Source organism: Variovorax sp. AC103 (assembly GCF_979254005.1).
In genome coordinates, this window is record NZ_CEEDFC010000016.1 from 100,062 (window position 1) to 121,672 (window position 21,611).

General features: G+C 68.4%; 22 protein-coding genes. 15 read left to right on the forward strand and 7 right to left on the reverse strand.

All coding sequences use genetic code 11. The features are described from left to right. Position 1: 1 nt before the first annotated feature. From AC0IYU_RS22465 to AC0IYU_RS22475, 3 genes are all read right to left on the reverse strand, one after another. Positions 2 to 2,461, reverse strand: coding sequence for a TonB-dependent receptor (locus AC0IYU_RS22465; protein ID WP_472121237.1), 2,460 nt, complete (start codon positions 2,459 to 2,461; stop codon positions 2 to 4). A 130-nt stretch (positions 2,462 to 2,591) separates the two neighbouring features. After that, entirely contained in the window at positions 2,592 to 3,641 is a 1,050-nt protein-coding gene (locus tag AC0IYU_RS22470) for a FecR family protein (RefSeq protein ID WP_472121240.1), read from the reverse strand. After that, entirely contained in the window at positions 3,638 to 4,195 is a 558-nt protein-coding gene (locus AC0IYU_RS22475; RefSeq protein WP_472121241.1) for an RNA polymerase sigma factor, read from the reverse strand. Before AC0IYU_RS22475 ends, AC0IYU_RS22470 begins: the two co-directional genes overlap by 4 nt. Before the next feature lie 245 nt (positions 4,196 to 4,440). Here AC0IYU_RS22475 and AC0IYU_RS22480 point away from each other — a divergent pair, with 245 nt between their 5' ends. Then, positions 4,441 to 4,749, forward strand: a complete 309-nt coding sequence (locus AC0IYU_RS22480) for an STN domain-containing protein (protein ID WP_472121243.1) — start codon at positions 4,441 to 4,443, stop codon at positions 4,747 to 4,749. Positions 4,750 to 5,101: 352 nt separating this feature from the next. On the opposite strand, the gene AC0IYU_RS22485 is transcribed toward AC0IYU_RS22480, so the two are convergent. The 4 genes from AC0IYU_RS22485 to flgA form a co-directional block, all read right to left on the reverse strand. Beyond that, entirely contained in the window at positions 5,102 to 5,980 is an 879-nt protein-coding gene (locus AC0IYU_RS22485) for a winged helix-turn-helix domain-containing protein (protein WP_472121245.1), read from the reverse strand. Between the two features lie 26 nt (positions 5,981 to 6,006). Beyond that, a complete protein-coding gene (locus AC0IYU_RS22490; RefSeq protein WP_472121247.1) occupies positions 6,007 to 6,465 on the reverse strand; it encodes a flagella synthesis protein FlgN in 459 nt (152 codons plus the stop codon). After that, positions 6,462 to 6,794, reverse strand: coding sequence for a flagellar biosynthesis anti-sigma factor FlgM (gene flgM, locus AC0IYU_RS22495; protein ID WP_472121250.1), 333 nt, complete (start codon positions 6,792 to 6,794; stop codon positions 6,462 to 6,464). Before flgM ends, AC0IYU_RS22490 begins: the two co-directional genes overlap by 4 nt. Positions 6,795 to 6,895: 101 nt before the next feature. Continuing rightward, positions 6,896 to 7,630 (reverse strand): flagellar basal body P-ring formation chaperone FlgA, encoded by a 735-nt coding sequence (gene flgA, locus AC0IYU_RS22500; RefSeq protein WP_472121253.1) that lies wholly within the window; start codon positions 7,628 to 7,630, stop codon positions 6,896 to 6,898. A gap of 220 nt (positions 7,631 to 7,850) precedes the next feature. Between flgA and flgB the strand changes: the two genes are divergently transcribed. The 14 genes from flgB to AC0IYU_RS22570 all read left to right on the forward strand — a co-directional run bounded on the left by flgB (position 7,851) and on the right by AC0IYU_RS22570 (position 21,610). Further along, on the forward strand, positions 7,851 to 8,258 hold the full coding sequence (gene flgB, locus AC0IYU_RS22505) for a flagellar basal body rod protein FlgB (RefSeq protein ID WP_435436158.1): 408 nt from the start codon (positions 7,851 to 7,853) through the stop codon (positions 8,256 to 8,258). Positions 8,259 to 8,273: 15 nt separating this feature from the next. Beyond that, a complete protein-coding gene (gene flgC, locus AC0IYU_RS22510) occupies positions 8,274 to 8,690 on the forward strand; it encodes a flagellar basal body rod protein FlgC (protein ID WP_472121255.1) in 417 nt (138 codons plus the stop codon). Positions 8,691 to 8,722: 32 nt separating this feature from the next. Then, the gene (locus AC0IYU_RS22515) at positions 8,723 to 9,412 is read left to right on the forward strand and encodes a flagellar hook assembly protein FlgD (protein WP_472121257.1); all 690 of its coding nucleotides are present in this window, start codon (positions 8,723 to 8,725) and stop codon (positions 9,410 to 9,412) included. A gap of 41 nt (positions 9,413 to 9,453) precedes the next feature. Beyond that, a complete protein-coding gene (gene flgE, locus AC0IYU_RS22520; protein ID WP_472121260.1) occupies positions 9,454 to 10,668 on the forward strand; it encodes a flagellar hook protein FlgE in 1,215 nt (404 codons plus the stop codon). A gap of 37 nt (positions 10,669 to 10,705) precedes the next feature. Beyond that, positions 10,706 to 11,452, forward strand: a complete 747-nt coding sequence (flgF, locus tag AC0IYU_RS22525) for a flagellar basal-body rod protein FlgF (RefSeq protein ID WP_472121263.1) — start codon at positions 10,706 to 10,708, stop codon at positions 11,450 to 11,452. Between the two features lie 64 nt (positions 11,453 to 11,516). After that, positions 11,517 to 12,299: a flagellar basal-body rod protein FlgG gene (gene flgG, locus AC0IYU_RS22530; RefSeq protein WP_116910947.1), complete on the forward strand. Its 783-nt coding sequence runs from the start codon at positions 11,517 to 11,519 to the stop codon at positions 12,297 to 12,299. Further along, positions 12,299 to 13,021: a flagellar basal body L-ring protein FlgH gene (locus AC0IYU_RS22535; protein WP_472121265.1), complete on the forward strand. Its 723-nt coding sequence runs from the start codon at positions 12,299 to 12,301 to the stop codon at positions 13,019 to 13,021. Before flgG ends, AC0IYU_RS22535 begins: the two co-directional genes overlap by 1 nt. A 2-nt stretch (positions 13,022 to 13,023) precedes the next feature. Continuing rightward, the gene (locus AC0IYU_RS22540) at positions 13,024 to 14,151 is read left to right on the forward strand and encodes a flagellar basal body P-ring protein FlgI (protein ID WP_435436164.1); all 1,128 of its coding nucleotides are present in this window, start codon (positions 13,024 to 13,026) and stop codon (positions 14,149 to 14,151) included. A 10-nt stretch (positions 14,152 to 14,161) separates the two neighbouring features. Further along, on the forward strand, positions 14,162 to 15,175 hold the full coding sequence (flgJ, locus tag AC0IYU_RS22545) for a flagellar assembly peptidoglycan hydrolase FlgJ (RefSeq protein WP_472121267.1): 1,014 nt from the start codon (positions 14,162 to 14,164) through the stop codon (positions 15,173 to 15,175). A 64-nt stretch (positions 15,176 to 15,239) separates the two neighbouring features. Further along, positions 15,240 to 15,749 carry a chemotaxis protein CheW gene (locus AC0IYU_RS22550; RefSeq protein ID WP_472121269.1) on the forward strand — a complete coding sequence of 170 codons (510 nt, stop codon included), beginning with the start codon at positions 15,240 to 15,242 and terminating at the stop codon, positions 15,747 to 15,749. 72 nt (positions 15,750 to 15,821) lie between these two features. Then, complete coding sequence (locus AC0IYU_RS22555; RefSeq protein ID WP_472121270.1) at positions 15,822 to 17,387, forward strand: methyl-accepting chemotaxis protein; 1,566 nt, start codon at positions 15,822 to 15,824, stop codon at positions 17,385 to 17,387. 7 nt (positions 17,388 to 17,394) lie between these two features. After that, entirely contained in the window at positions 17,395 to 17,676 is a 282-nt protein-coding gene (locus AC0IYU_RS22560; protein ID WP_472121273.1) for a hypothetical protein, read from the forward strand. Between the two features lie 8 nt (positions 17,677 to 17,684). Continuing rightward, positions 17,685 to 19,409, forward strand: a complete 1,725-nt coding sequence (locus tag AC0IYU_RS22565) for a methyl-accepting chemotaxis protein (protein ID WP_472121275.1) — start codon at positions 17,685 to 17,687, stop codon at positions 19,407 to 19,409. Between the two features lie 107 nt (positions 19,410 to 19,516). Continuing rightward, on the forward strand, positions 19,517 to 21,610 hold the full coding sequence (locus AC0IYU_RS22570) for a methyl-accepting chemotaxis protein (RefSeq protein WP_472121277.1): 2,094 nt from the start codon (positions 19,517 to 19,519) through the stop codon (positions 21,608 to 21,610). Position 21,611 lies beyond the last annotated feature (1 nt).

Sequence of the window (21,611 nt, forward strand, 5' to 3'; positions counted from 1 at the left end):
GTCAGAACGGAACGTTGACGTTCACGCCGATGGTGCGCGCCGGCACGAGCGCCGCGGTCACCACGTTCGGGTTCGCGTTGAGTCCTGTCTCGATCGACACGATGCCGCGCCGGTTCGTCAGGTTGCGCACATAGGCCGAGACGCTGAAGCGCTTGAAGTCGATGCCTGCCTGCAGGTCGACCAGCGTATAGGCCGGCATCATGATGCTCGGCAAGGCCGTGCTGCCGCGGTAGCCCGCGTCGCGCTTGCCGGTGTAGCGCGCGCTGATGCCGACGTAGGCCGGGTGGTCGGCGAGGCTGAAGTTGCGCGTCACGCCCAGCGTGGTGGCAAAGCGCGGCGTGTGCGGCAGGCGCGTGCCGGCCTTGGCGCCCAGGCCCGTGGCGTCCTCGGTCAGGCGCGCGTCGATCGCGGCGGCGTTGGCGGTGAAGCGCCATTCCTTGCTGGGCTTCCAGTTGAGCGTGAGCTCGCTGCCCTTGATGCGGGCCGAGCCCGCATTGGTGACGAAAGTGAAGCCGCCGCTGCGCGTGGGCTGCTGCACGCCGCTCCACTCGATGTCGTAGAGCGCCGCTTCCAGCGACAGCGTGCGGTCGAGCAGGTCGGCCTTGTAGCCCAGCTCGTAGCTCCACAGCGAGTCGGAGTTGTACATCGGCTGCACCACGTTGCGGTCGGTGTTGGCCTTCAGCACATTCGGACCGCCGGGGCGGTAGCCGCTGGCCGCGCGGAAGTACGCGGTGCTCGTCTCCGACAGCGTGTACTTGGCCGCGGCCAGGTAGGTGGTCGGGCTTTCCGACGAGGTGCCTGCGGCCTCGGAGGCGACCGCGCCGACCAGCTGGCCGGTCTGGCGGCTGGCGTACTTCTGGTTGTTGCGCGACAGGCGCAGGCCGCCGGTGAGCGAGAACGCGGGCGTGACGTTCCAGGTGATGTCGCCGTAGGCCGCCTCCTCGCGGTAGCGCGACGACTGCGTCGACGTCAGCAGGCCGAGGCTGCCCCGGCCCCCGATCAGGTTGGCGTCCATGACGCCGTTGTTGCTGCCGCGCTCGCGGTTCAGGTACAGGCCCGCCAGCCACTCGATGGTGGTGCCCGAGCGCGAGGTCAGGCGGAACTCCTGGCTGACGCGGTGCTGCTCCACGGCGCTGTTGACCGGCACCGAGGCCACCGGCACGCGCAGCGCGCTCAACGCCGGTCCGTACAGGCCGGTGACGTCGACGGTGTTGTTGATCTTCACGTCCTGCGCGGAGGTGATCGAGTTCAGCCGGGCCCAGCCGAAGTCGTACTCCACGTCCAGACCGAACAGCTGCGTGAGGTTGCGGACCGATTCGTTGGCCGACAGCTGGCGCGTGCGCTCCCGGCCCCAGGGGCGCAGCGTGCGCTTGTCCATCTCTTCGAAGCCCAGGCCCTTGCGATGCACGTCCTGCACCGTGCCCGTGAGGCGCACCGTGAGTTCGCGGGTGGGCGTGAGCAGCAGCGAGACCCGGCCGCCGTCGGTGTGGCCGCGGTCGATGTTGCGGCCACTCGCCAGGCCCGAGGCGTCGTAGCTGCCGCCGAGCTGGTCGGTGAAGGCGGCGAAGCGCACGGCCGCCACGTCTTCCTTGATCGGCACGTTGAGCACCGCGCTGGTCGTGAAGCCGGGGCCGCCGCCCTGCGTCCACGAGGTGCCGAGCCGCACCGAGCCCGCGAACTCCATGGTGTCGGGCTGGTTGGTCACGTACTTGAGCACGCCGCTCATGGCGCCGGCGCCGTACAGCGTGCCCTGCGGGCCGCGCAGCACCTCGATGTGGCTCAGGTCGAGCATGCCCATGTCCAGCGGCGTGTTGCCGCCGTTCGCGCCGGCCGAGCTCAGGCCGGTGGCCACGTCGTCCACGTACACGCCCACGGTCGCGATGCCCTGCACCGGGCCCATGGTCAGGCCGCGCATGGTGAGCGTGCCGCCCACGCTGCCGCTGCTCGTGAGGTTCACGCCCGGCTGCTCGGCCACGTAGTCGGCCAGGTTCTTGGCACCGGCGCGCTCCAGCGTCTCGGCCTTCATCACGTTGACCTGCATGGGCACTTCGCGCACCGGCTCGCGGCGGCGCGTGGCCGTCACGGTCACGCTGTCGAGCGACTGCGGTTCTTCGGTGGTCGGGCGCGTCACCACCGGCGCGGCGGTGTAGACCACGATGGCGCCGTCGTCGCCGCGGCGCGTGTTCAGCGGCGTGCCTTCGAGGATGCGCGCGAGCGCATCCTGCGGCGCCAGCGCACCCTTCACGCCGCGCGTGGCGAAGCCCTTCACGTCGTCCACCTTGTAGATCAGCTGCACCCCGCCCTGGGCCACGTAGGCGTCCAGCGCGCTCCTCAGGTCGCCGCCCGCGATGTCGAAACTCTGCAGGGCCTGCACCTGTGCCTGGCCCTGCGCCTGGGCCTGCGTGGACAGCCCGCCGATCAGCGCGCAACTGCCCGCGATGACCCAGGGGCGAAGGGCCACGCGTTTGCTTTTCTTCACGGACGGCACGGAAGGCAGGGTAGCGCTTTGCTCGATTCGATTCATGATCTACAGCGTGGTATTTGTTGGGGTACCCACTGAGACGAATGCGTCGTCACATTCCGGTAATAAGCTAGTTCGAAATTCTTGTTTCGTTGCCGCTGTCCTGCACCACCAGGCCGAAGCCCTGCTTGAGCAACGCCACGAAGCCGGCCATGTTGCCGGCGTCGAAACTGCCCCCGATCCGGATCTGCGCGACCGCCGCGTCGGTGATGACGAGCTTGCGCGTGTTGTAGCGGTTGAACTGTGTGGCCGCGTCGCCCAGCGTGGTCTGGTCGAACACGAGCTTGCCCTGGCGCCAGCTGAGCTCGTCGTCGATCTGCTTGGGGGCCTTGGGCATCACCAGCACGTTGCCCGCGTTGGCCACTGCCGCCTGGTTGCGCACGAGCACGGTGGGCGCGACGCCGTTGGCGGCCTGTGCCGACGCGATCTGCACGCGGCCTTCCTCCACCACCACGTTCACCTGGTCGCCCTGGCGGCGGACCACGAAGCGCGTGCCCAGCACGGTGATGCGGCGCTCGCCCGCGATCACCACGAACGGGCGCTTCTTGTCGTGCGCGATGTCGAAGTAGGCCTCGCCGTCTTCCAGCCACACCTTGCGCCCGCTGTCGTTCACCAGCGTGCGCAGCTGCGTGGCGGTGTTCAGCGTGAGCACCGAGCCGTCGGCCAGCGCCACCTGCTGGCGCGCGCCCACCGCGGTGGCGTAGTGCTCGCTCTGCCAGTCTTGTGTGTACCGCCAGCCCAGCCAGCTGCAGGCGCAGGCCGTGAGCAGCATGCCGGCCGCGATGCGTTGCGTGGAAAAGCGCGGCAGCCAGCGTGCGCCGCCTTGCCGCGGCGAGGGGCCGAACCGGGGGGCGCGCGCCGGCAGCGGAATGGGGACCGTTGCGGGGGAGGGCGCAGGCGCGGGCGCCGCTGTCGGTGTCGGAGCCGGTGGCGCGCGCAGGGCGCTCAAGCGGTCGGCGCGCTGCCAGGCGCTTGACAGCCGCAGCCACGCGATGCGGTGCGCGATCGACTCGGCGATCCAGGCGTCCAGCTGCTGCTGGTCGGTGTCGCCCCAGCTGCCGCTGTCGCGGCGGGCCAGCCAGTCGGCGGCGGCGGATTCGATGCGTTCGGCGTCGGTCATGGCGAGAGCCTCTTGTCGTTCTGTGCCCGGCCGAAGGCCTTGGTGTCGAGCTGCACGCCGCTGGCGAGCATGGCGTCCGCCAAGGCCCGCACGCCGCGCGACACCTGGCGCTCGACCGTGTCTTCGGTGATGCCCAGCTGCGAGGCCACCTCGCGCTGCGAGAGGCCGTCGATCTTGCGCATTTCCACCACGCGGCGGCACTTCGAAGGCAGGGCGTCGAGCGCCGTCTGCAGCAGCCGCAGTTCGCCGCGGCCCGCGGCATGGCGCTCGGGCGTCAGTTCGTCGGCCGAGAAGTCGAGCGCGTCCAGGTCGGCAATGATTTCGATGGACACGATCTGTGCGCGCCGTGCACGGTCGATCAGCAGGTTGCGGGCGGTGGCGAAGACAAAGGGCTTGACCAGGTCGGGGAGGGCTTTGGCAGCCGATTCATAGATACGCACGTAAACGTCCTGGCGCAGGTCGGGTATTTCGGCGTCGTCCCGCCAGTTGCGGCGAAGGAACCGCGTGAGCGCGGCCTCCATCGGCAGCACTTCGCTGACGAACCAGGTGTCCAAGTCACTGAGAACCAAAAGAGCGCTCCTGGGAATGGCCGGATGGATGACGACGGGCCGCCGGGATCGGCGACAGACAGTGAGACGAACGCCGACAGGATTTCCGGTAACGCACGACGGAAATACCGGAAACCGCGGGCTGGCTCGTCTCACAAGGGTCACAAGAAAAATCACATCGCGGGAAGCACATCCAAATGAATCGAATCGGGAGGCAGAGCGTCACCCCCCCTGGCGGAGCCCGGCGGCACATGGCCATGGCCCTTGCGTTGAGCGGCGTCCTGCTGGCCTTGCCGTCGCCGGCTTCGGTGCCGGCCCGCGAGTTTGACGTGGACAGCGGCGCGCTCAAGCCCGCGCTCGACACTTTCATCGCCCAGTCGGGCGTGCAGCTCATCTACAAGGTGGAGGACGTCAAGGCCCTGTCCACGCGCGGCGTCAAGGGAAAGATCGCGCCCGAGGTGGCGCTGGACCGCCTGCTGGAGGGTACCCGCCTGCGCATCCGCCGCGGCCAGGACGGCGCCATGGTGCTCATTGCGCCGGCGGACCGGAAGCAGCCCTGAAATTCCGCTCCCCCGGCCGCCGCGCTTCAGCCCGGCTTAAGGCGGGCGGCCGATACTGGTCGGGACGGTCGGCTGGCGCTGGTAGAGGTCGCTCAGGCACCCGCCCCGCAGGGGTGGTTCCTCGAAGCCGGCGATCGTCCCATCTTCGAGTTTGGCGCGGGGTGGCAGCGAGGGTTTTCCACGCTGCCCGTTTCGCAGGCACCGTGGTGCAGGCCACGCCAGGCAACGATTCCGCGCGAACTTCGCACGGTTGTCCCCAGTGTTGTCCCCAATCGGCGGGGACAACCTCCACCCGGCCCGATTCAGGCCTGTTCCGGTCGGCCCGGGCCGATTCGAGCCGGTTCTGCCCGGTTCAAGCCCAGGCGAGCGCCGGCGCTTCCGCGCGCCGGTTCGGCTCGGTGGACGTGGCCGGAAGCGTGGCCGGAAGCGTGGCGGGAAATGTGACGGGAAACGCCAGGCCGTGCCCCGGGGTGTCGGCAGGCACCGGCGTCACCGGGAGGTGGCGCAGCTCGTAGCCCCGCCCGTACACCGAATGCAGCACGAACTCGCTCTGCTTGTGCAGCGCCAGCTTGCGCCGGATGTTGGCCACGCAGCAGTCGAGCACGCGGCTCTTGCGTTCGATGCGCGAGTCCATCCACAGCGAGGCCAGCAGCCAGTCGCGCTCCAGCAGCCTGCCGGCATTGCGGAACAGCAGCAGCGCCAGCTCGAACTCGCGGGGTTTCAGGCGGATGTCCTCGCCCTTGTGCATCACCAGCTTGCGGCTGCCCAGGAACTGGTAGTCCCCGAAGCTCGCACTCACCGTCTGCGGATGCAGCAGCGTCTGGTTGCGGCGCAGCGCCTCGCGCGCACGCAGTTCCACCTCGAAATCGTCCACCGGCAGCACCGCGAAGTCGATGGGGGCGCCGTTCGGCTCGGCGTCGACCGACGACAGCACCGCCGCCAGCAGCTCGCGCTGCAGCGCATTGGCCACCAGGAAGATCGGCAGGCGCAGCGCCTTGCACATCGAGGTCAGCACCGGCCATGCCCCTTCGTCCTTCAGCACCACCAGGAGCAGGCCGAACTGGCTGCCGTGGGTCACGGCCAGCAGGAACTCGGAGCTGCTGTCGAAGCGCACCGGGGTGCAGCCCATCAGGCGCAGCCTGTGGCCCCACGACTGGGTCTGGGCTTCGTCGCAGCCCACCATGGCCACCTGGCGCGAGCCCTGGGCGTTCTTCGTGTCGATAGCTTCCATCGGATCTCAGGGGTTGGGGCCGGTGTTCAGCCCGCTGCGAGGCGTGTTCCGGCGCCCGGCTGGGTCTTGCGAACGCCGTCCGGGCCGTAGAAGAGTTGTGCGCTGGCCTGCAGGAAATGCAGGGCCTGCTGCGTGAAGTCGAGGTGCGCGTACACCATGGAGCCGTTGCGCATGTTGTGGCTGCGGGCCTGCACGGCCAGCACCAGCAGCTCGGCCCAGGCCTGCTGCACGGGCTTGCCGTCTGCCGCCGCGGCGGCATCGCCCCCGGCACGGCCGGGCCCGAAGCCCAGCGCCACCTGCAGCGCCTCGCGTTCGATGTCCAGCGCCGCCATGCGGTCCAGCAGGCGGGTTTTCTCCGCGGCAATGCCCGCCAGGTCGCCGAACACGTGGTCGGACATCGCCTTGGCCTCGCGGTCCAGCAGGGCCAGGAATTCCTGGATGCTGGCGGCTTCGGTGCGCAGGTGCGTCAGCAAGGAGGCGGTCATTCGCGGCCTTTCGGATCGGGTTTGGCCTCGACCGGGGCGTCGAGCAGGTCGCGCACGCTGGCCAGCAGGCCGTCGGCGATGCGCTCGGGTCGGATCTGGTAGCGCCCGGCCCGGATGTCCTCGCGGATCGCGGCCACCCGGGCGGCGTCGAAATCGCTCCCACCCACGGCGCTGGGCATGGCGTGGACGTGCGCGGAAGGCTGTGCCGCTTCCTTGGGGCGCGCGGCGGCGGCTGCTGCCGTGGTGGCGGCGGCGCTCGTGGCGGCCGCGCCCGTGGCGGGCGGTCGGGGAAGGGGCGTGGCCGAAGGGGCGGGTTGATCGATTTTCAAGGTGATTCCTCAGGGGCTGACCCATATATCGGCAGCACGGGCAAGAACTTTAGAAGCGGCTTGCAACAAAGCGTACGGCAAGTCTTCAGGGGCCGCTCGGCTCACTGGGCCAGCTGGATCTGCCCCTGCATGTCCGCCACGCCGCTGACCAGCCGCCCGTCGAGCGTCTTGGCCTGCACCACGGCGCCCGCTGCGGCGCCGCTCATGGCCTTGGCGTCGGTGCTGACCACGAAACCCTGGCCCTGCGCCACCACCTTCACGGACTGGCCCTGCTGGATCACGGTCACGCCGCGCACCAGCTCCTTGCGCAACGGCGCGCCCGGTGCAATGCGGTTCGACGCCACCACGCCGTTGAGTTCGCCGGCGCTGGTGATCACCGAGCGCGGCAGCCGCGACAGGTCGCCCGTGCGTTCGGTGAAGTCGCCCGCGCCCAGCGGACGGCCCGCGTCGATGGCGCGCGCGGCCACGAAGTAGCTGCCTTCCACCGACACATGCGCCTGCACGAAGCGCGTCCAGGGCCGTTCGGTCTGGCAGCGCACGCCCACCGACACGCGGCCCCAGGGCGTCGCGCCCGGTGGCAAGAACACTTCGGGCGCGTCGCAGGCGGGCAGGGCGGCGGTGCCGCGGCCTTCCAGGCGCACCGTCACCTTGCCCGGCAGGCCGGCGGTCTGCACCTGCAGGTACCTGGCGATGGCGGCTTCCGCGGCCGGGTTCGGCACATCCTGCGCGGGCTGCTGCGCGGGCTCCGCCGCCAGTGCGAACACCGGGCAGCAGGCGACAGGCAGCATGGCCAGCACGGTGTGCAGCAGGCGGGTGCGCAGCTTGAAGAGGGTCATCGGAGGCGTCTGGATAGGGGCGTGGAATGCGGTGCGTCCTGTACAGGGGGCACAAGCCACCGCCCGGAAATTCTAGAAATTCCCGGTGCGATCGAAGGTGCGAGCAGCAGGCGAAAACCCCCTTTGTTCGAACGATTGCAAACGCGGGTCATGCATAGACTCGCTTTCCATCTGTCGCCGCGCCTTGCGCATTCGCGACGCTTCAACGGATGGAACACACATGATCGACAAGCTGGATGCGGCGTTTCGCTTCAACCGCGAAGCCCTCAACCTCCGGGCGGAACGCCAGGAGGTGATTGCGGCCAACATCGCCCATGCCGACACGCCCAACTACAAGGCGCGCGACTTCGACTTCAGCGCCCGCCTGAGCGAGGCCGTGGAACGCGGACGCTCGTCGCAGTCGATGTCGATGGCCACCACGTCGGCGCGCCACATCGAGGGCCAGGCGCAGACGGCCTCCGACAAGGACCTGCTCTACCGCACCCCCAACCAGTCGAGCATCGACGGCAACACCGTCGAGATGGACGTCGAGCGCATCGCCTTCGCCGACAACGCTCTGCGCTACGAGTCGAACCTCACGGTGCTCAACGCCAAGATCAAGTCGATGCTTTCGGCGGTCGCGCCCTAAGCCCAGGAGGCACGCATGCCGTTTCCCAGCACATCCATGAACATCTTCAACGTGGCGGGTTCCGCCATGACCGCGCAGTCGCAGCGCATGAACGTGACCGCCAGCAACATGGCCAACGCCGAGAGCGTGGCCGGCCCCGACGGCATGCCGTACCGCGCCAAGCAGGTGGTGTTCGAGGTCGCTCCCTCGGGCATGCAGGACATCGGCGGCGTGCGGGTGTCCGGCGTCGTCGAGGACCCGTCGCCGCCCCGGCTGGTGTTCGACCCCAAGAGCCCGAACGCCAACGCCCAGGGCTACGTGGCCATGCCCAACGTCAACGTGGTCGAGGAGATGACCAACATGATCTCGGCCTCGCGCAGCTACCAGGCCAACGTCGAAGTACTCAACACCGCCAAGACGCTGATGGTCAAGACGCTGACGCTCGGCCAGTAATCCCTCTCTTCCACAGACCCCCCCTCCACACCATGGCCATCTCCGACACCTCGTCCATCACCGGGCAGAACGCCACCAGCGCCGCAGCCTCCAGCAACGGCAGCGTCTCCAACGAAGACAGCGAGCAGCGCTTCCTCAAGCTGCTGGTCACGCAGCTCAACAACCAGGACCCGCTCAACCCGATGCAGAACGCCGAGCTCACCTCGCAGCTGGCGCAGATGAGCACCGTGAGCGGCATCGAGAAGCTCAACACCACGCTGTCGGGCCTGGTGAACCAGACCGGCTCCAACCAGGTGCTGCAGGCCGCCTCGCTCATTGGCTACAACGTGCTGTCGCCCGGCGACGTGCTCACCACCAAGAAGACCGAAGAAGGCAAGGACCCGGCCACGCAGGCCTTCGCCGTGGAGCTGCCGGGCACGGCCGCCGACGTCGACATCAAGATCCTCGACGCCTCCGGCAACGTGGTGCGCACCATCAACGCCGGCGCCATGAAGGAAGGCGTCAACGCCGTCACCTGGGACGGCAAGGACGACGCGGGCAACGCGGTGCCCGAGGGCGCCTACCGCTTCACCGTGGACGCCACCAACGGCAGCACTGCCGTGAAGGCCACCGCGCTCACCTTCACGCAGGTGGCTGCGGTGAAGCAGGGCACCGACGGCGTCACGCTCGAATTGTCTTCGGGCAACAACATCGGCCTGGCCGACGTGCGCCTGTTCCTCTGAGTCATCCATCGCATCCAACGCAAACGAATTAAGGAACCATCATGGCTTTTTCCCAGGGCATCAGCGGACTCGGCGTTGCCGCCGCCAACCTCGACGTCATCGGCAACAACATTGCCAACTCGGGCACCGTCGGCTTCAAGTCGGCCGCCGCCACCTTCCAGGACGTGTACGCCGGCTCGCGCGTGGGCCTGGGCGCCTCGGTGTCGGGCGTGTCGCAGAACTTCACGCAGGGCACCACGCAGTCGAGCAGCCGCCCGCTGGACGTGGCCATCCTGAACGGTGAGGGCTTTTTCCGCATGGCCAGCGCCAGCGGCGAAATCATGTACTCGCGCAACGGCCAGTTCACCAAGGACAAGGACGGCTACATCACCAACGCCCAGGGCCTGCGGCTCACGGGCTTCGGCGTGAACGCCAGCGGCGGCATCAGCGGCGGCACGCCGGCGGCCATCCAGATCCCGACCGCGGCCATGACGCCCAACCCGACCAGCAACATCAAGGCCGAGTTCAACATCGACGCGCGCCTCAGCGCCCCCACGAAGACGCCGTTCAACGCGGCCGACTCCGACACCTTCAACTACTCGAACGCCGTCGGCCCGATCTACGACTCGCTGGGCAACCCGCACGACGTGGCCGTGTACTTCGTGAAGACAGCGGCCAACACCTGGAACGTGTACGGCTCCTCCGACGGCGCGCCGATCGGCGCCGGCCCGATCCTCACCGGCATGACCTTCGACACCAAGGGTGTCATGACGGCGCCCGCCGGCGGCTCGGTGAACATCGGCCCGCTCAACTTCGCCAACGGCTCCGCCGCGCTGACCGCCAAGGTCGACCTCACGGGCACCACCCAGTTCGGCGCTGCCAACGCCATGAGCAAGCTCAGCCAGGACGGCTACCGTTCGGGCGAGCTCACCTCGTTCTCGATCAACGCCGACGGCACGCTGACCGGCAAGTTCTCCAACGAGCAGACCAAGCTGCTCGGCCAGATCGTGCTGTCGTCGTTCGCCAACCCCAACGGCTTGGAGCCCAAGGGCGACAACGTGTGGGCCGAAACGGCCGCCTCGGGCGCCGCGCTCACCGGCACGCCGGGCGAGGGCACCAAGCTCGGCGCGCTGCAGTCCGGCGCGCTGGAGTCGTCCAACGTCGACCTCACGTCCGAGTTGGTCAACCTGATCGTCGCGCAGCGCAACTACCAGGCCAATGCGCAGACCGTGAAGACGCAGGACCAGGTCATGCAGACGCTGATGAACATCCGCTGACGCACCGCCCCCCAACGACTCACACCAGGAACACCCAGTGGATCGCATGTTGTATGTCGCCATGAGCGGCGCCAAGCAAATCATGGAACAGCAGGCCTCGGTCGCCAACAACATGGCGAACGTCTCGACGCCTGGCTTCCGTGCGCAGATTGCCAACTTCCGCGCGGTGCCCGTGGTCGGCGGGGAAGCGCCCACGCGCGCCTTCGTCGCCGCCACCACGCCCGGCGCTGACTTTTCCCACGGCCCGCTCACCGAGACCGGCCGCCCGCTCGACGTGGCCGTGAGCGGCCCCGGCTGGCTGGTGGTGCAGACGCCCGACGGCGGCGAGGCCTACACCCGTGTGGGCAACCTGCAGATCGGTGCCGACGGCCAGCTGACCACCATGGGCGGTCGCCCGGTGATGGGCGACAACGGCGCGATGACCGTGCCGCCCGGCTCCGCGCTGACCATCGCCTCCAACGGGCTGGTCGCGGCGCGCGACCCCGCCTCGGGTACCTCCACCGGCATTGCCGAAGTGGGCCGCCTGAAGCTGGTGAACCCGGACAACGCCGACCTCGAGCGCGGGGACGACGGTCTGTTTCGCATGCGCGCGGGCCAGCAGCCGGCGCAGGCCGACGAGGCCGTCACGCTGGTCAGCGGCGCCATCGAAGGCAGCAACGTCAATCCGGTCGAGGCCATGGTGGCCATGATCGCCAACGCGCGCGGCTTCGAGATGCAGATGAAGTCGATGCAGACCGCCGACACCAACGCGCAGTCGGCCAACAAGCTGCTGTCGTACGGCTGATTCGCGGCCCACGCGCCCGCTTCAGTCGCCACCCGCCTCGCCACACACGCAGGACTCCCAAGAAATGATTCGCTCCCTCTACATCGCCAAGACCGGCCTCGACGCGCAGCAGACGCAGCTCGACGTGGTCTCCAACAACCTGGCCAACGTCGGCACCACCGGCTTCAAGCGCAGCCGCGCCGTGTTCGAAGACCTGGTCTATCAGAACCTGCGCCAGAGCGGCGGCCAGTCGTCCGACCAGACCCGCCTGCCTTCTGGCCTGCAGGTCGGCACCGGCGTGCACGTGGTCGCCACCGAGCGCATTCACTCGCAGGGCAACCTCACCAAGACCGACAAGCCCACCGACGTGGCCATCAACGGCGGCGGCTTCTTCCAGGTGCTGATGCCCGACGGCACCACCTCGTACACGCGCGATGGCTCGTTCCAAAAAGACCGCGACGGCCAGCTCGTGACCGCCAGCGGCTTCCCTGTGCAGCCCGCGATCACCATTCCGGCCAACGCCACCAGCATCACCGTGGGCCGCGACGGCATCGTCTCGGTCGTGCAGGCGGGCAGCACCAACACCGTGCAGGTCGGCCAGCTCCAGCTCGCGACCTTCATGAACCCCACCGGCCTGGAAAGCAAGGGCGAGAACCTGTACGCCGAAACCGACGCCTCGGGCGCCCCCAACCAGGTGAACCCCGGCGTCGACGGCGCGGGCACGCTGAGCCAGGGCTATGTGGAAGCGTCGAACGTCAACGTGGTGGAAGAGCTGGTCAACATGATCGCCACCCAGCGTTCGTACGAAATCAACAGCAAGGCCGTGCAGACCTCCGACCAGATGCTGCAGCGCCTGGCGCAGATGTGATGAGCGGCGTGCGTCTTCTTCATCGGGCCGTGCGGGGCGGCAGCGCGGTGTCTCGCGCGCTGGTGCTGGTGTGCGTCACCGCGCTGGGCGCGGGCTGCGCGCAACTGCCGCGCGAGCCGCTGGTGCACCAGCCGATGACGGCGCGCGCCGAAAGCTACGCGGCCCTGCAGCCGCGACGCGCTCCGGGCGCGATCTTCCAGGACGGCCCCGGCGCCAACGCGCTGTTCGAGGACCGCCGTCCGCGCAACGTCGGCGACATCCTGACCATTCTTATCAGCGAGAAGGTCAACGCCACCAAGAACTCCGGCGCGAATGCCAGCCGTGCGGGCAGCACCGCCAGCGTGTTCGCCGTCATTCCGAAGCTCATCGGCGGCCTGCTCGACGGACAGGACTCCAAGCTCAGCGGCACCAACACGCTCACCGCCAAGGGCGGCGCCAACGCCAACAACACCTTCAACGGCGTGATCACGGTCACGGTGACGGACGTGATGGGCAACGGCAACCTGCTCGTGAGCGGCGAGAAGCAGATGGGCATCAACCAGGGCACCGAGTACATCCGCTTCTCGGGCGTGGTGAACCCGCGCACCGTGTCGGGCAACAACACCGTGCCCTCCACGCTGGTGGCCGATGCACGCATCGAGTACTCGGCCAAGGGCTACATCGACGAGGCGCAGACGATGGGCTGGATGCAGCGCATCTTCCTCAACGTGATGCCATTCTGAACATGAAAAACATCCTGGCATCGCGCACCTCGGCGCTCCTGCGCACCGCGGCTTTCGCGGTCCTCGGCACCTTGTGCCTTGCACCCGTTCATGCCGAGCGGCTCAAGGAGCTCGCCAGCATCCAGGGCGTGCGCGACAACCCGTTGATCGGCTACGGCCTGATGGTGGGCCTGGACGGCACCGGCGACCAGACCATGCAGACGCCGTTCACCACGCAGAGCCTGAACAACATGCTGCAGCAGCTGGGCATCACGATCCCGCAGGGCGTGAACATGCAGCTGAAGAACGTGGCGGCGGTGATGGTCACGGCCACGCTGCCTTCGTTCGCGCGGCCGGGGCAGAACATCGACGTCACCGTGTCGTCCATGGGCAATGCCAAGAGCCTGCGCGGCGGCACGCTGCTGATGACGCCGCTGAAGGGCGTGGACGGCGCGACCTACGCGGTGGCGCAGGGCAACATGGTGATCGGCGGCGCCGGCGCCGCGGCCAACGGCAGCAAGGTGCAGATCAACCAGCTGAGCTCGGGCCGCATTCCGGCCGGCGCGCTGGTGGAGCGCACGGTGGAAGCGCCCGTGGGCGCGGAAGGCACCTTCGCCATCGAGCTCAACCGCTCCGACTTCGGCACCACGCAGCGCGCGGTGGACGCGATCAACCGGCAGTTCGGCCCCGGCACGGCCGAGGCCATCGACGCGCGGGCGATCCGCGTGCGGGCGCCCGAGCCGCAGCAGCGCGTGGGCTTCCTCGCGCGGCTGGAAGACCTCGAGGTCACGCCCACGCAGGCCGCGGCCCGCGTGGTGGTCAACGCGCGCACCGGCTCGGTGGTCATGAACCAGGCGGTTCGGGTGCGCGACTGCGCCATTGCGCACGGCAGCCTGTCGGTGGTGATCAACACCGAGCCGGTCATCAGCCAGCCGGGCGCGCTCTCGGGCGGCAGCACGGTGGTGGCGCAGACCTCGCAGATTTCAGTGAACCAGGGCGGCGGCGCGATCCAGATGGTGCGCGGCGGCGCCTCGCTGGCGGACGTGGTGAAGGGGCTGAACGCCCTGGGCGCGAATCCGCAGGACCTGGTGTCGATCCTGCAGGCCATGAAGTCGGCCGGCGCCCTGAGCGCCGAGCTCGAGATCATCTGAGGACGACGCAATGACGGTATCCACCTCCAGCGCCTGGAGCGGCGCCGACGCGGCCAGCCGCACCGGTGCGCTCGACCAGCGCTTCGCGCTCGACGTGCAGGGCGTCGACGCCCTGCGCCACACCGTGCGCTCCTCGCCCGAAGAAGGCCTCAAGCAGGTCTCGCGGCAGTTCGAGGCGCTGTTCATGAACATGGTGCTCAAGAGCATGCGCGAGGCCACGCCCTCCAGCGGCCTGCTCGACAGCCAGGACCAGAAGGTCTACATGTCGATGTTCGACCAGCAGCTCACGCAGAACCTCTCGGGGCGCGGCGTGGGGCTGGCCGAGTCGATGCTCGCGCAGCTGCGCCGCCAGCTGCCCTCGGGTCCGACCGATTTCGAGGCCGACGCGGCCATCGGCACCAAGCCCATGTCGCTGGAGCCGCGCGGCGGCTTCCCGTATGCGCCGAACGCGGGCATTCCGCTGGGCTCCGCGCCGACCAACCGCGTCGGCACGCAGGCCGACCTGAGCGTCTACCAGTTCAACAGCGACCGCCGAGGCAACGGCACGGGCGGTGGCGGCGACGCCTCGCTGCAGGGCAAGGTCGACGACTTCGTGGGCCGCATGGGCGCCTCCGCGCAGGCGGCCAGCACGGCCAGCGGCGTGCCCGCGCCGCTGATCCTGGCGCAGGCCGCGCTGGAGTCGGGCTGGGGCAAGCGCGAGATCCGCGCCGACGACGGCACGCAGAGCTTCAACCTGTTCGGCATCAAGGCCGACAAGAGCTGGAAGGGCGCGACGGTCGAGACCACCACCACCGAGTACGTCGACGGCGAACCGCAGAAGATGCGCGCCAGGTTCAGGGCCTACGGCTCGTACGAAGAGGCCTTCACCGACTACGCGCAGTTCATCACGCGCAACCCGCGCTACGCCAACGTGCTGGCCACCGACGACGCCGCCGCGGCCGCCCACGGCCTGCAGCGCGCGGGCTATGCCACCGATCCGAAGTACGGCGAGAAGCTGGTTCGCATCATGCAGAAGTTCGGTTGAACCGCACCCGGCCCGCCCGCCTGCCCGAGGCTTCGTGGCGGGCCACACCCTACCGAGAAACGCCATGACAGAGATCGCGGGCATCGCCCACACGCAGCAGCAGTCGCAACACATCGTCGCCGCCCGCCTGGAGGTCGTGACCTTCAAGCTGGGCGAAGAGGAATACGGCATCGACATCCAGAAGGTGCAGGAGCTGCGCGGGTACGACGCGGTGACGCGGATTGCGAACGCGCCGGACTACATCAAGGGCGTGGTGAACCTGCGCGGGATCATTGTTCCGATCATCGACATGCGCATCAAGTTCAAGCTGGGCGACCCGACGTACGACCAGTTCACGGTGGTGATCGTGCTGAACATCGGCGGGCGGGTGGTGGGGATGGTGGTGGACAGCGTGTCGGACGTGATCACGTTGACGGGCGAGCAGATCAAGCCTGCGCCGGAGATGGGTTCGGTGCTGGACGCGGACTACCTGATCGGGCTGGGCACGCTGGACGAGCGGATGCTGATCCTGGTGGACATCGACCGCCTGATGTCCAGCGACGAAATGGGCCTCGTCGAAAAGATGGCCGCCTGACGGCCGCCTGAAAGCCGCGATAAGCAAGACAACCACGACGACAACGACACAAGGGCCTGCGAGGAGCAACACATGAAAAACTGGAAGATCGGGCGGCGCATGGCCGCCGGCTTTGCACTGGTGCTGGCGCTGGCGCTCATCACCGCGGGCATTGCCGTGCTGCGCCTGCAGGGCGTGGGCGAGGCCACGGAGTCGATGGCCAAGCACTCGCTCGCGAAGGAGCGCCTGGCCGCGGCCTGGCAGCTGGGCACCAGCACCAACGGCGTGCGCACCCTGTCGCTGCTCAAGAGCAACGACCCTGCGGTGCAGGCCTATCTGCAGAAGAACATCGACGCCACCAGCGCCAGCATCAGCGAGACGCAGAAGAAGCTGGAGGCCCTGTTGCAGACGCCGGCCGAGCTGGCGCTGAGCGCCGACATCAAGAAAAAGCGCGGCGAGTATGTCGAACTGCGCAACCGGATCTTCAAGCTCAAGGCCGAGGGCCGCGGCGACGAGGCCGCCCGGCTCACCGACGCCCAGATGCTGCCCGCGCTGGAAGCCTACGACGCGAGCATTCGCGCCATGGTGGCGCAGCAACAGCAGGACATCGACACCACCGCCGCCGACATCGACACGCAGTACCGTTCGGGCCGCATCTACGTGCTGACGCTGACCATGTTCTCGCTCGTGGTGGGCACGGTGGTCGCATGGGCGCTGACCCGCAGCATCGTCGACCCGATCGGCGAGGCGCTGCTGATTGCCGAGACCGTCGCCTCGGGCGACCTGAGCAAGGACTTCGAGACCGAGCGCGGCGGCGACTTCGGCCGGCTGCTGCGCGGCATGGGCGAGATGGAAGACACGCTGACCGACCTGGTGACCCGCATCAAGGCCTCGACCGATTCGATCGCGGTCGCCTCGCGACAGATTGCAGCAGGCAACCAGGACCTGTCGTCGCGCACCGAGCAGCAGGCCAGCTCGCTGGAAGAAACAGCCGCCTCGATGGAAGAGCTGACCTCGACGGTGAAGCAGAACGCGGACAACGCACGCCAAGCCAACCAGCTCGCGGTGTCGGCATCGGAAGTCGCGGTGAAGGGCGGCCATGTCGTGTCGCAGGTGGTCGGCACCATGGGCTCGATCAATGCGTCGTCCAAGAAGATCGTGGACATCATCGGCGTGATCGACGGCATCGCGTTCCAGACCAACATCCTCGCGCTGAACGCGGCGGTGGAAGCCGCACGCGCCGGCGAGCAGGGCAAAGGCTTTGCCGTGGTGGCCTCGGAAGTGCGCAGCCTCGCGCAGCGCTCCGCGTCCGCCGCCAAGGAAATCAAGACGCTGATCGGCGACTCGGTCGACAAGGTCGCCGAGGGCAGCAAGCAGGTGGCCGAAGCCGGCCGCACCATGGACGAGATCGTCGGCAGCGTGCGCCGCGTGACGGACATCATGGGCGAGATCACCTCGGCCAGTCAGGAACAGACCTCGGGCATCGAGCAGATCAACCAGGCCATCAGCCAGATGGACCAGGTCACGCAGCAGAACGCCGCGCTGGTGGAGCAGGCTTCGGCCGCCGCCCAGTCGCTGCAGGAACAGGCCGACGACTTGATGCGGGCTGTGAGCACGTTCAAGCTCGACGCCGACGAACCCGTCTTGCTGGGGGCCTGAAGCAGCCGTGCGCATTCGTCTCAGTCCCAAGATCGCCCTTCGCCTGGGCACCGGTTTCGCCGTGTCGTTGTTCGTGCTGGCCGCGGCGTTGAGCCTTGGCTTCAAGGCCGGTGCCGGCTTCGAGTGGGCGCGCCACGCCGTGTTCGGCCTGGGCGTTGCCGCGCTGCTGGCCGGCGTGCTCGTTGCCTGGTGCGTCACCCGCTCCATTGCCCGCTCGTCGCGCGACGCCGAACTGGTGTCCCAGCGCCTCGACCGCGTTTTCAAGAATCTAAAAGCAAGCGACTCCTGACATCCTCCATGAACTCCATCCTCAATCTCAGAATCGGCACCCGCCTCGGCATCGGCTTTGCCGCGGTGCTCCTTTTGCTGGCCGGCCTGGTCGGCCTGGGCCTCGAATCGATGGCCGACATCCAGCAGCGGCTGAACGGCATCGTCACCGGCAACAACGCCAAGGTGGCCGCCGTCAACAAGATGGCGGACGCGATCCGCGACATCGCCATCCTCGACGGCAACCTCATCCTGTTGAGCGACGACGCCGCCATGCGCGAGGAAGCCAAGAAGATCTCCGGCGCGCGAGACCGCTTCTCCGAAGCCCGCGAGGTCCTGGTCAAGCTGCTCGCCACGCCCGCGGGCAAGGCGCTGCTGGCCGGCATCGACGAGAAGGTGGGCGTGCTCGTGCCGCTGAACGCCGCTCTGTCGGAGCTGGCGCTGCAGAACAAGAACGACGAAGCGACGATGCTCTTCATCACCAAGTTCCAGCCGGCCGTGAAGGCCGTGCTCGCGGAGCTCGACAAGCTGGACGCGCACGAAAGCCGGCTGTCCCGCGCGGCGAACGACGAAGCCGGCGCCGGCTACGCGTGGGCACGCAACCTGATGCTGGCGTTGGGCGCGCTGGCCGTCCTGGCGGGCGCCGCCATCGCGTGGTTCATCACGCGCACCATCACGCGCCCGATCAGCGAGGCCGTGCAGGTGGCCGAGAAGGTGGCCGCAGGCGACATCAGCTCGCGCATCGACGTGCATTCGAAGGACGAAACCGGCCGGCTGATGGCCGCGCTCAAGGCGATGAACGAGAGCCTGGTGCGCATCGTGGGCGAAGTGCGCACGGGCACGGACACCATCGCGACGGCGTCGAGCCAGATCGCTTCGGGCAACCAGGACCTGTCGTCGCGCACCGAAGAGCAGGCCAGCTCGCTGGAACAGACTGCTGCCTCGATGGAACAACTCACGAGCACCGTCAAGCAGAACGCGGACAACGCGCGCCAGGCGAACCAGCTGGCCGTGTCGGCGTCCGAGGTCGCAGTGCGCGGCGGCAACGTGGTCGGGCAGGTGGTCGGCACGATGGGCTCGATCAACGCATCGTCCAAGAAGATCGTGGACATCATCGGTGTCATCGATGGCATCGCGTTCCAGACCAACATCCTGGCGCTGAACGCGGCGGTGGAAGCTGCTCGCGCAGGCGAACAGGGCCGTGGCTTCGCCGTCGTGGCATCTGAAGTTCGAAGCCTGGCGCAACGCTCGGCCGCAGCAGCCAAGGAAATCAAGACCTTGATCGGCGACTCGGTGGAGAAGGTCGAAGAGGGCAGCAAGCAGGTGGAAGAAGCCGGCCGCACGATGGAAGAGATCGTGGGCAGCGTGAAGCGCGTGACCGACATCATGGGCGAGATCACGGCAGCCAGCCAGGAGCAGACCTCGGGCATCGAACAGATCAACCAGGCCATCTCGCAGATGGACCAGGTGACCCAACAGAACGCCGCGCTGGTGGAAGAGGCCTCGGCCGCAGCCCAGTCGCTGCAGGAGCAGGCCGGCAGCCTGGTGAAGACCGTGAGTGTCTTCAAGCTGGGCGGTGAAGAGCGGGCGCCCGCGCGCCCGAGCTTCACCCGAATCACCCCCATCAGGCCCGCCGCCCCCGTCTCGAAGACGGTCCGGCCGGCGGCCAAGGCGCTGCCTGCCCATCGCAAGCCCGCGTCCGCCCCGCAACTCGCCATGGCCGGCGACACCCCAGGCGACTGGACCGAGTTTTGAGAACAAGGCCCTCAACTCCGGCGCTGCGATGCCGATACAGGAACACGGCGATGCCGCGGCGTCCGGCCGCGAAGCAGGGGCCGTTCCCTTGACCTGAAAGAGAACCGATGAGCCTCGAACGACCTGGTGCGCCGCCACACGACGCACCGCCGCCCGCCTTTGTATCGCTCGCGCGCACGCTGAGCATGCGCGCCGGTGTGGCAATCCTCGGGGTCACGGGGCTGATGCTGTGCGTCTTCTATGCACTGGCGTCGCAGCAGCAGCAGCGCGGCGCCGCCCAATATGCCAACGCGAAGGCGGAGGCCATCGCGCGGTCCCTGGACATCTTCGACCAGACCATGCAGTCGACCGCCGGCAACGCCTTCGGCGTGTTCCGGCGGCAGTTCGCGCAGACGCTGGCGCTCGATGCCTCGGGCCTCCTTTCCAGCGACGGCACGCCCATCGACGCCGCCAGCACCAGCGAGGTCGACCGCTTCGCGAGCGACTTCCCCGGTGCCAACGCCACCGTGTTCGTCGCGCAGGGCGAAGATTTCCGGCGCGTGACCACCTCGGTGAAGAAGGAAAACGGCGAGCGTGCCGTGGGCACGCTGCTCGACCGCAAGAGCGCGGCCTATGCGCTGCTGCGCGAAGGCAAGCGCTTCGTGGGGCGCGTGACCCTGTTCGGGCGCCCCTACATCACGGTGTACGAGCCGGTGCGCGACGCGGCCGGCCGCGTGGTGGCCGTGCTCTACATCGGGCTGGACATCTCGCAGCAGCAGGCCGCCTTCGCCGAGGCGGTGCAGGGCACGCGCATCTACACGCAGGGCGGCCTGTACATCGTCAACCCGGCTGGAGCGGGCGCCGGCGGCCCCGGCGCGGCGCCCGAGCCCACGCTCGTGTTCCATCCCAGCGCGGCCGGCAAGCCGTTGTCGGATGTGTTGAAGGGCGATGCCAATGCATGGCTGGAGCGCCTGAAGGGCGGGGACGCCTTCTGGATCGACGACGCACCGGCGGTGCTGGCGCCGGGCGCTGCGGGCGCGCACCATGCGTCGGTCGCCCGCAGCGAAGCCACCGGCTGGCTGGTGGTGGCCGAGGTGCCGGCCGACGAGGTGATGGCCGGCCTGCGCCGCCAGCTGGCATGGCTGGGCGGCTGCATCGCGATCGCCGCGCTGGTGCTGGGTTTCGGGCTGGTGGCGTTCATCCGGCGCACGGTGCGCCCCATCAGCGCGCTGAGCGCGCATGTCGCGGCCATCGGCGGCGGCGACCTGTCGGGCCGGCTATCCTCGCAGCGCCGCGACGAGATCGGCGTGATCACCCGCGCCGTGGAAACCATGCGCGCCAGCCTGGTGCGCATCGTGGGCGAAGTGCGCACGGGCACGGACACCATCGCGACGGCGTCGAGCCAGATCGCTTCGGGCAACCAGGACCTGTCGTCGCGCACCGAAGAGCAGGCCAGCTCGCTGGAACAGACTGCTGCCTCGATGGAACAACTCACGAGCACCGTCAAGCAGAACGCGGACAACGCGCGCCAGGCGAACCAGCTGGCCGTGTCGGCGTCCGAGGTCGCAGTGCGCGGCGGCAACGTGGTCGGGCAGGTGGTCGGCACGATGGGCTCGATCAATGCGTCGTCCAAGAAGATCGTGGACATCATCGGCGTGATCGACGGCATCGCGTTCCAGACCAACATCCTGGCGCTGAACGCCGCAGTGGAGGCGGCGCGCGCTGGCGAGCAAGGCCGCGGCTTCGCCGTCGTGGCATCCGAGGTTCGCAGCCTCGCGCAGCGCTCGGCCGCAGCAGCCAAGGAAATCAAGACCTTGATCGGCGACTCGGTGGAGAAAGTCGAGGAGGGCAGCAAGCAGGTGGAGGAAGCCGGCCGCACGATGGAGGAGATCGTGGGCAGCGTGAAGCGCGTGACCGACATCATGGGCGAGATCACGGCGGCGAGCCAGGAGCAGACCTCGGGCATCGAGCAGATCAACCAGGCCATCAGCCAGATGGACCAGGCGACGCAACAGAACGCCGCATTGGTCGAGCAAGCCTCGGCGGCAGCCCAGTCGCTGCAGGAGCAGGCCGGGAGCCTGGTGCAGGCCGTCAGCGTCTTCACGCTGGAAAACGCCGCAGCGCACGCGCAGCCGGGCGGTTTTGTGCGTGCGTCGCCGATCTTTCCTCCTTTTGAGAACAAAGGTCTCAAGTCTGGCGGCCCGTTGCCGATAACAGGATGAC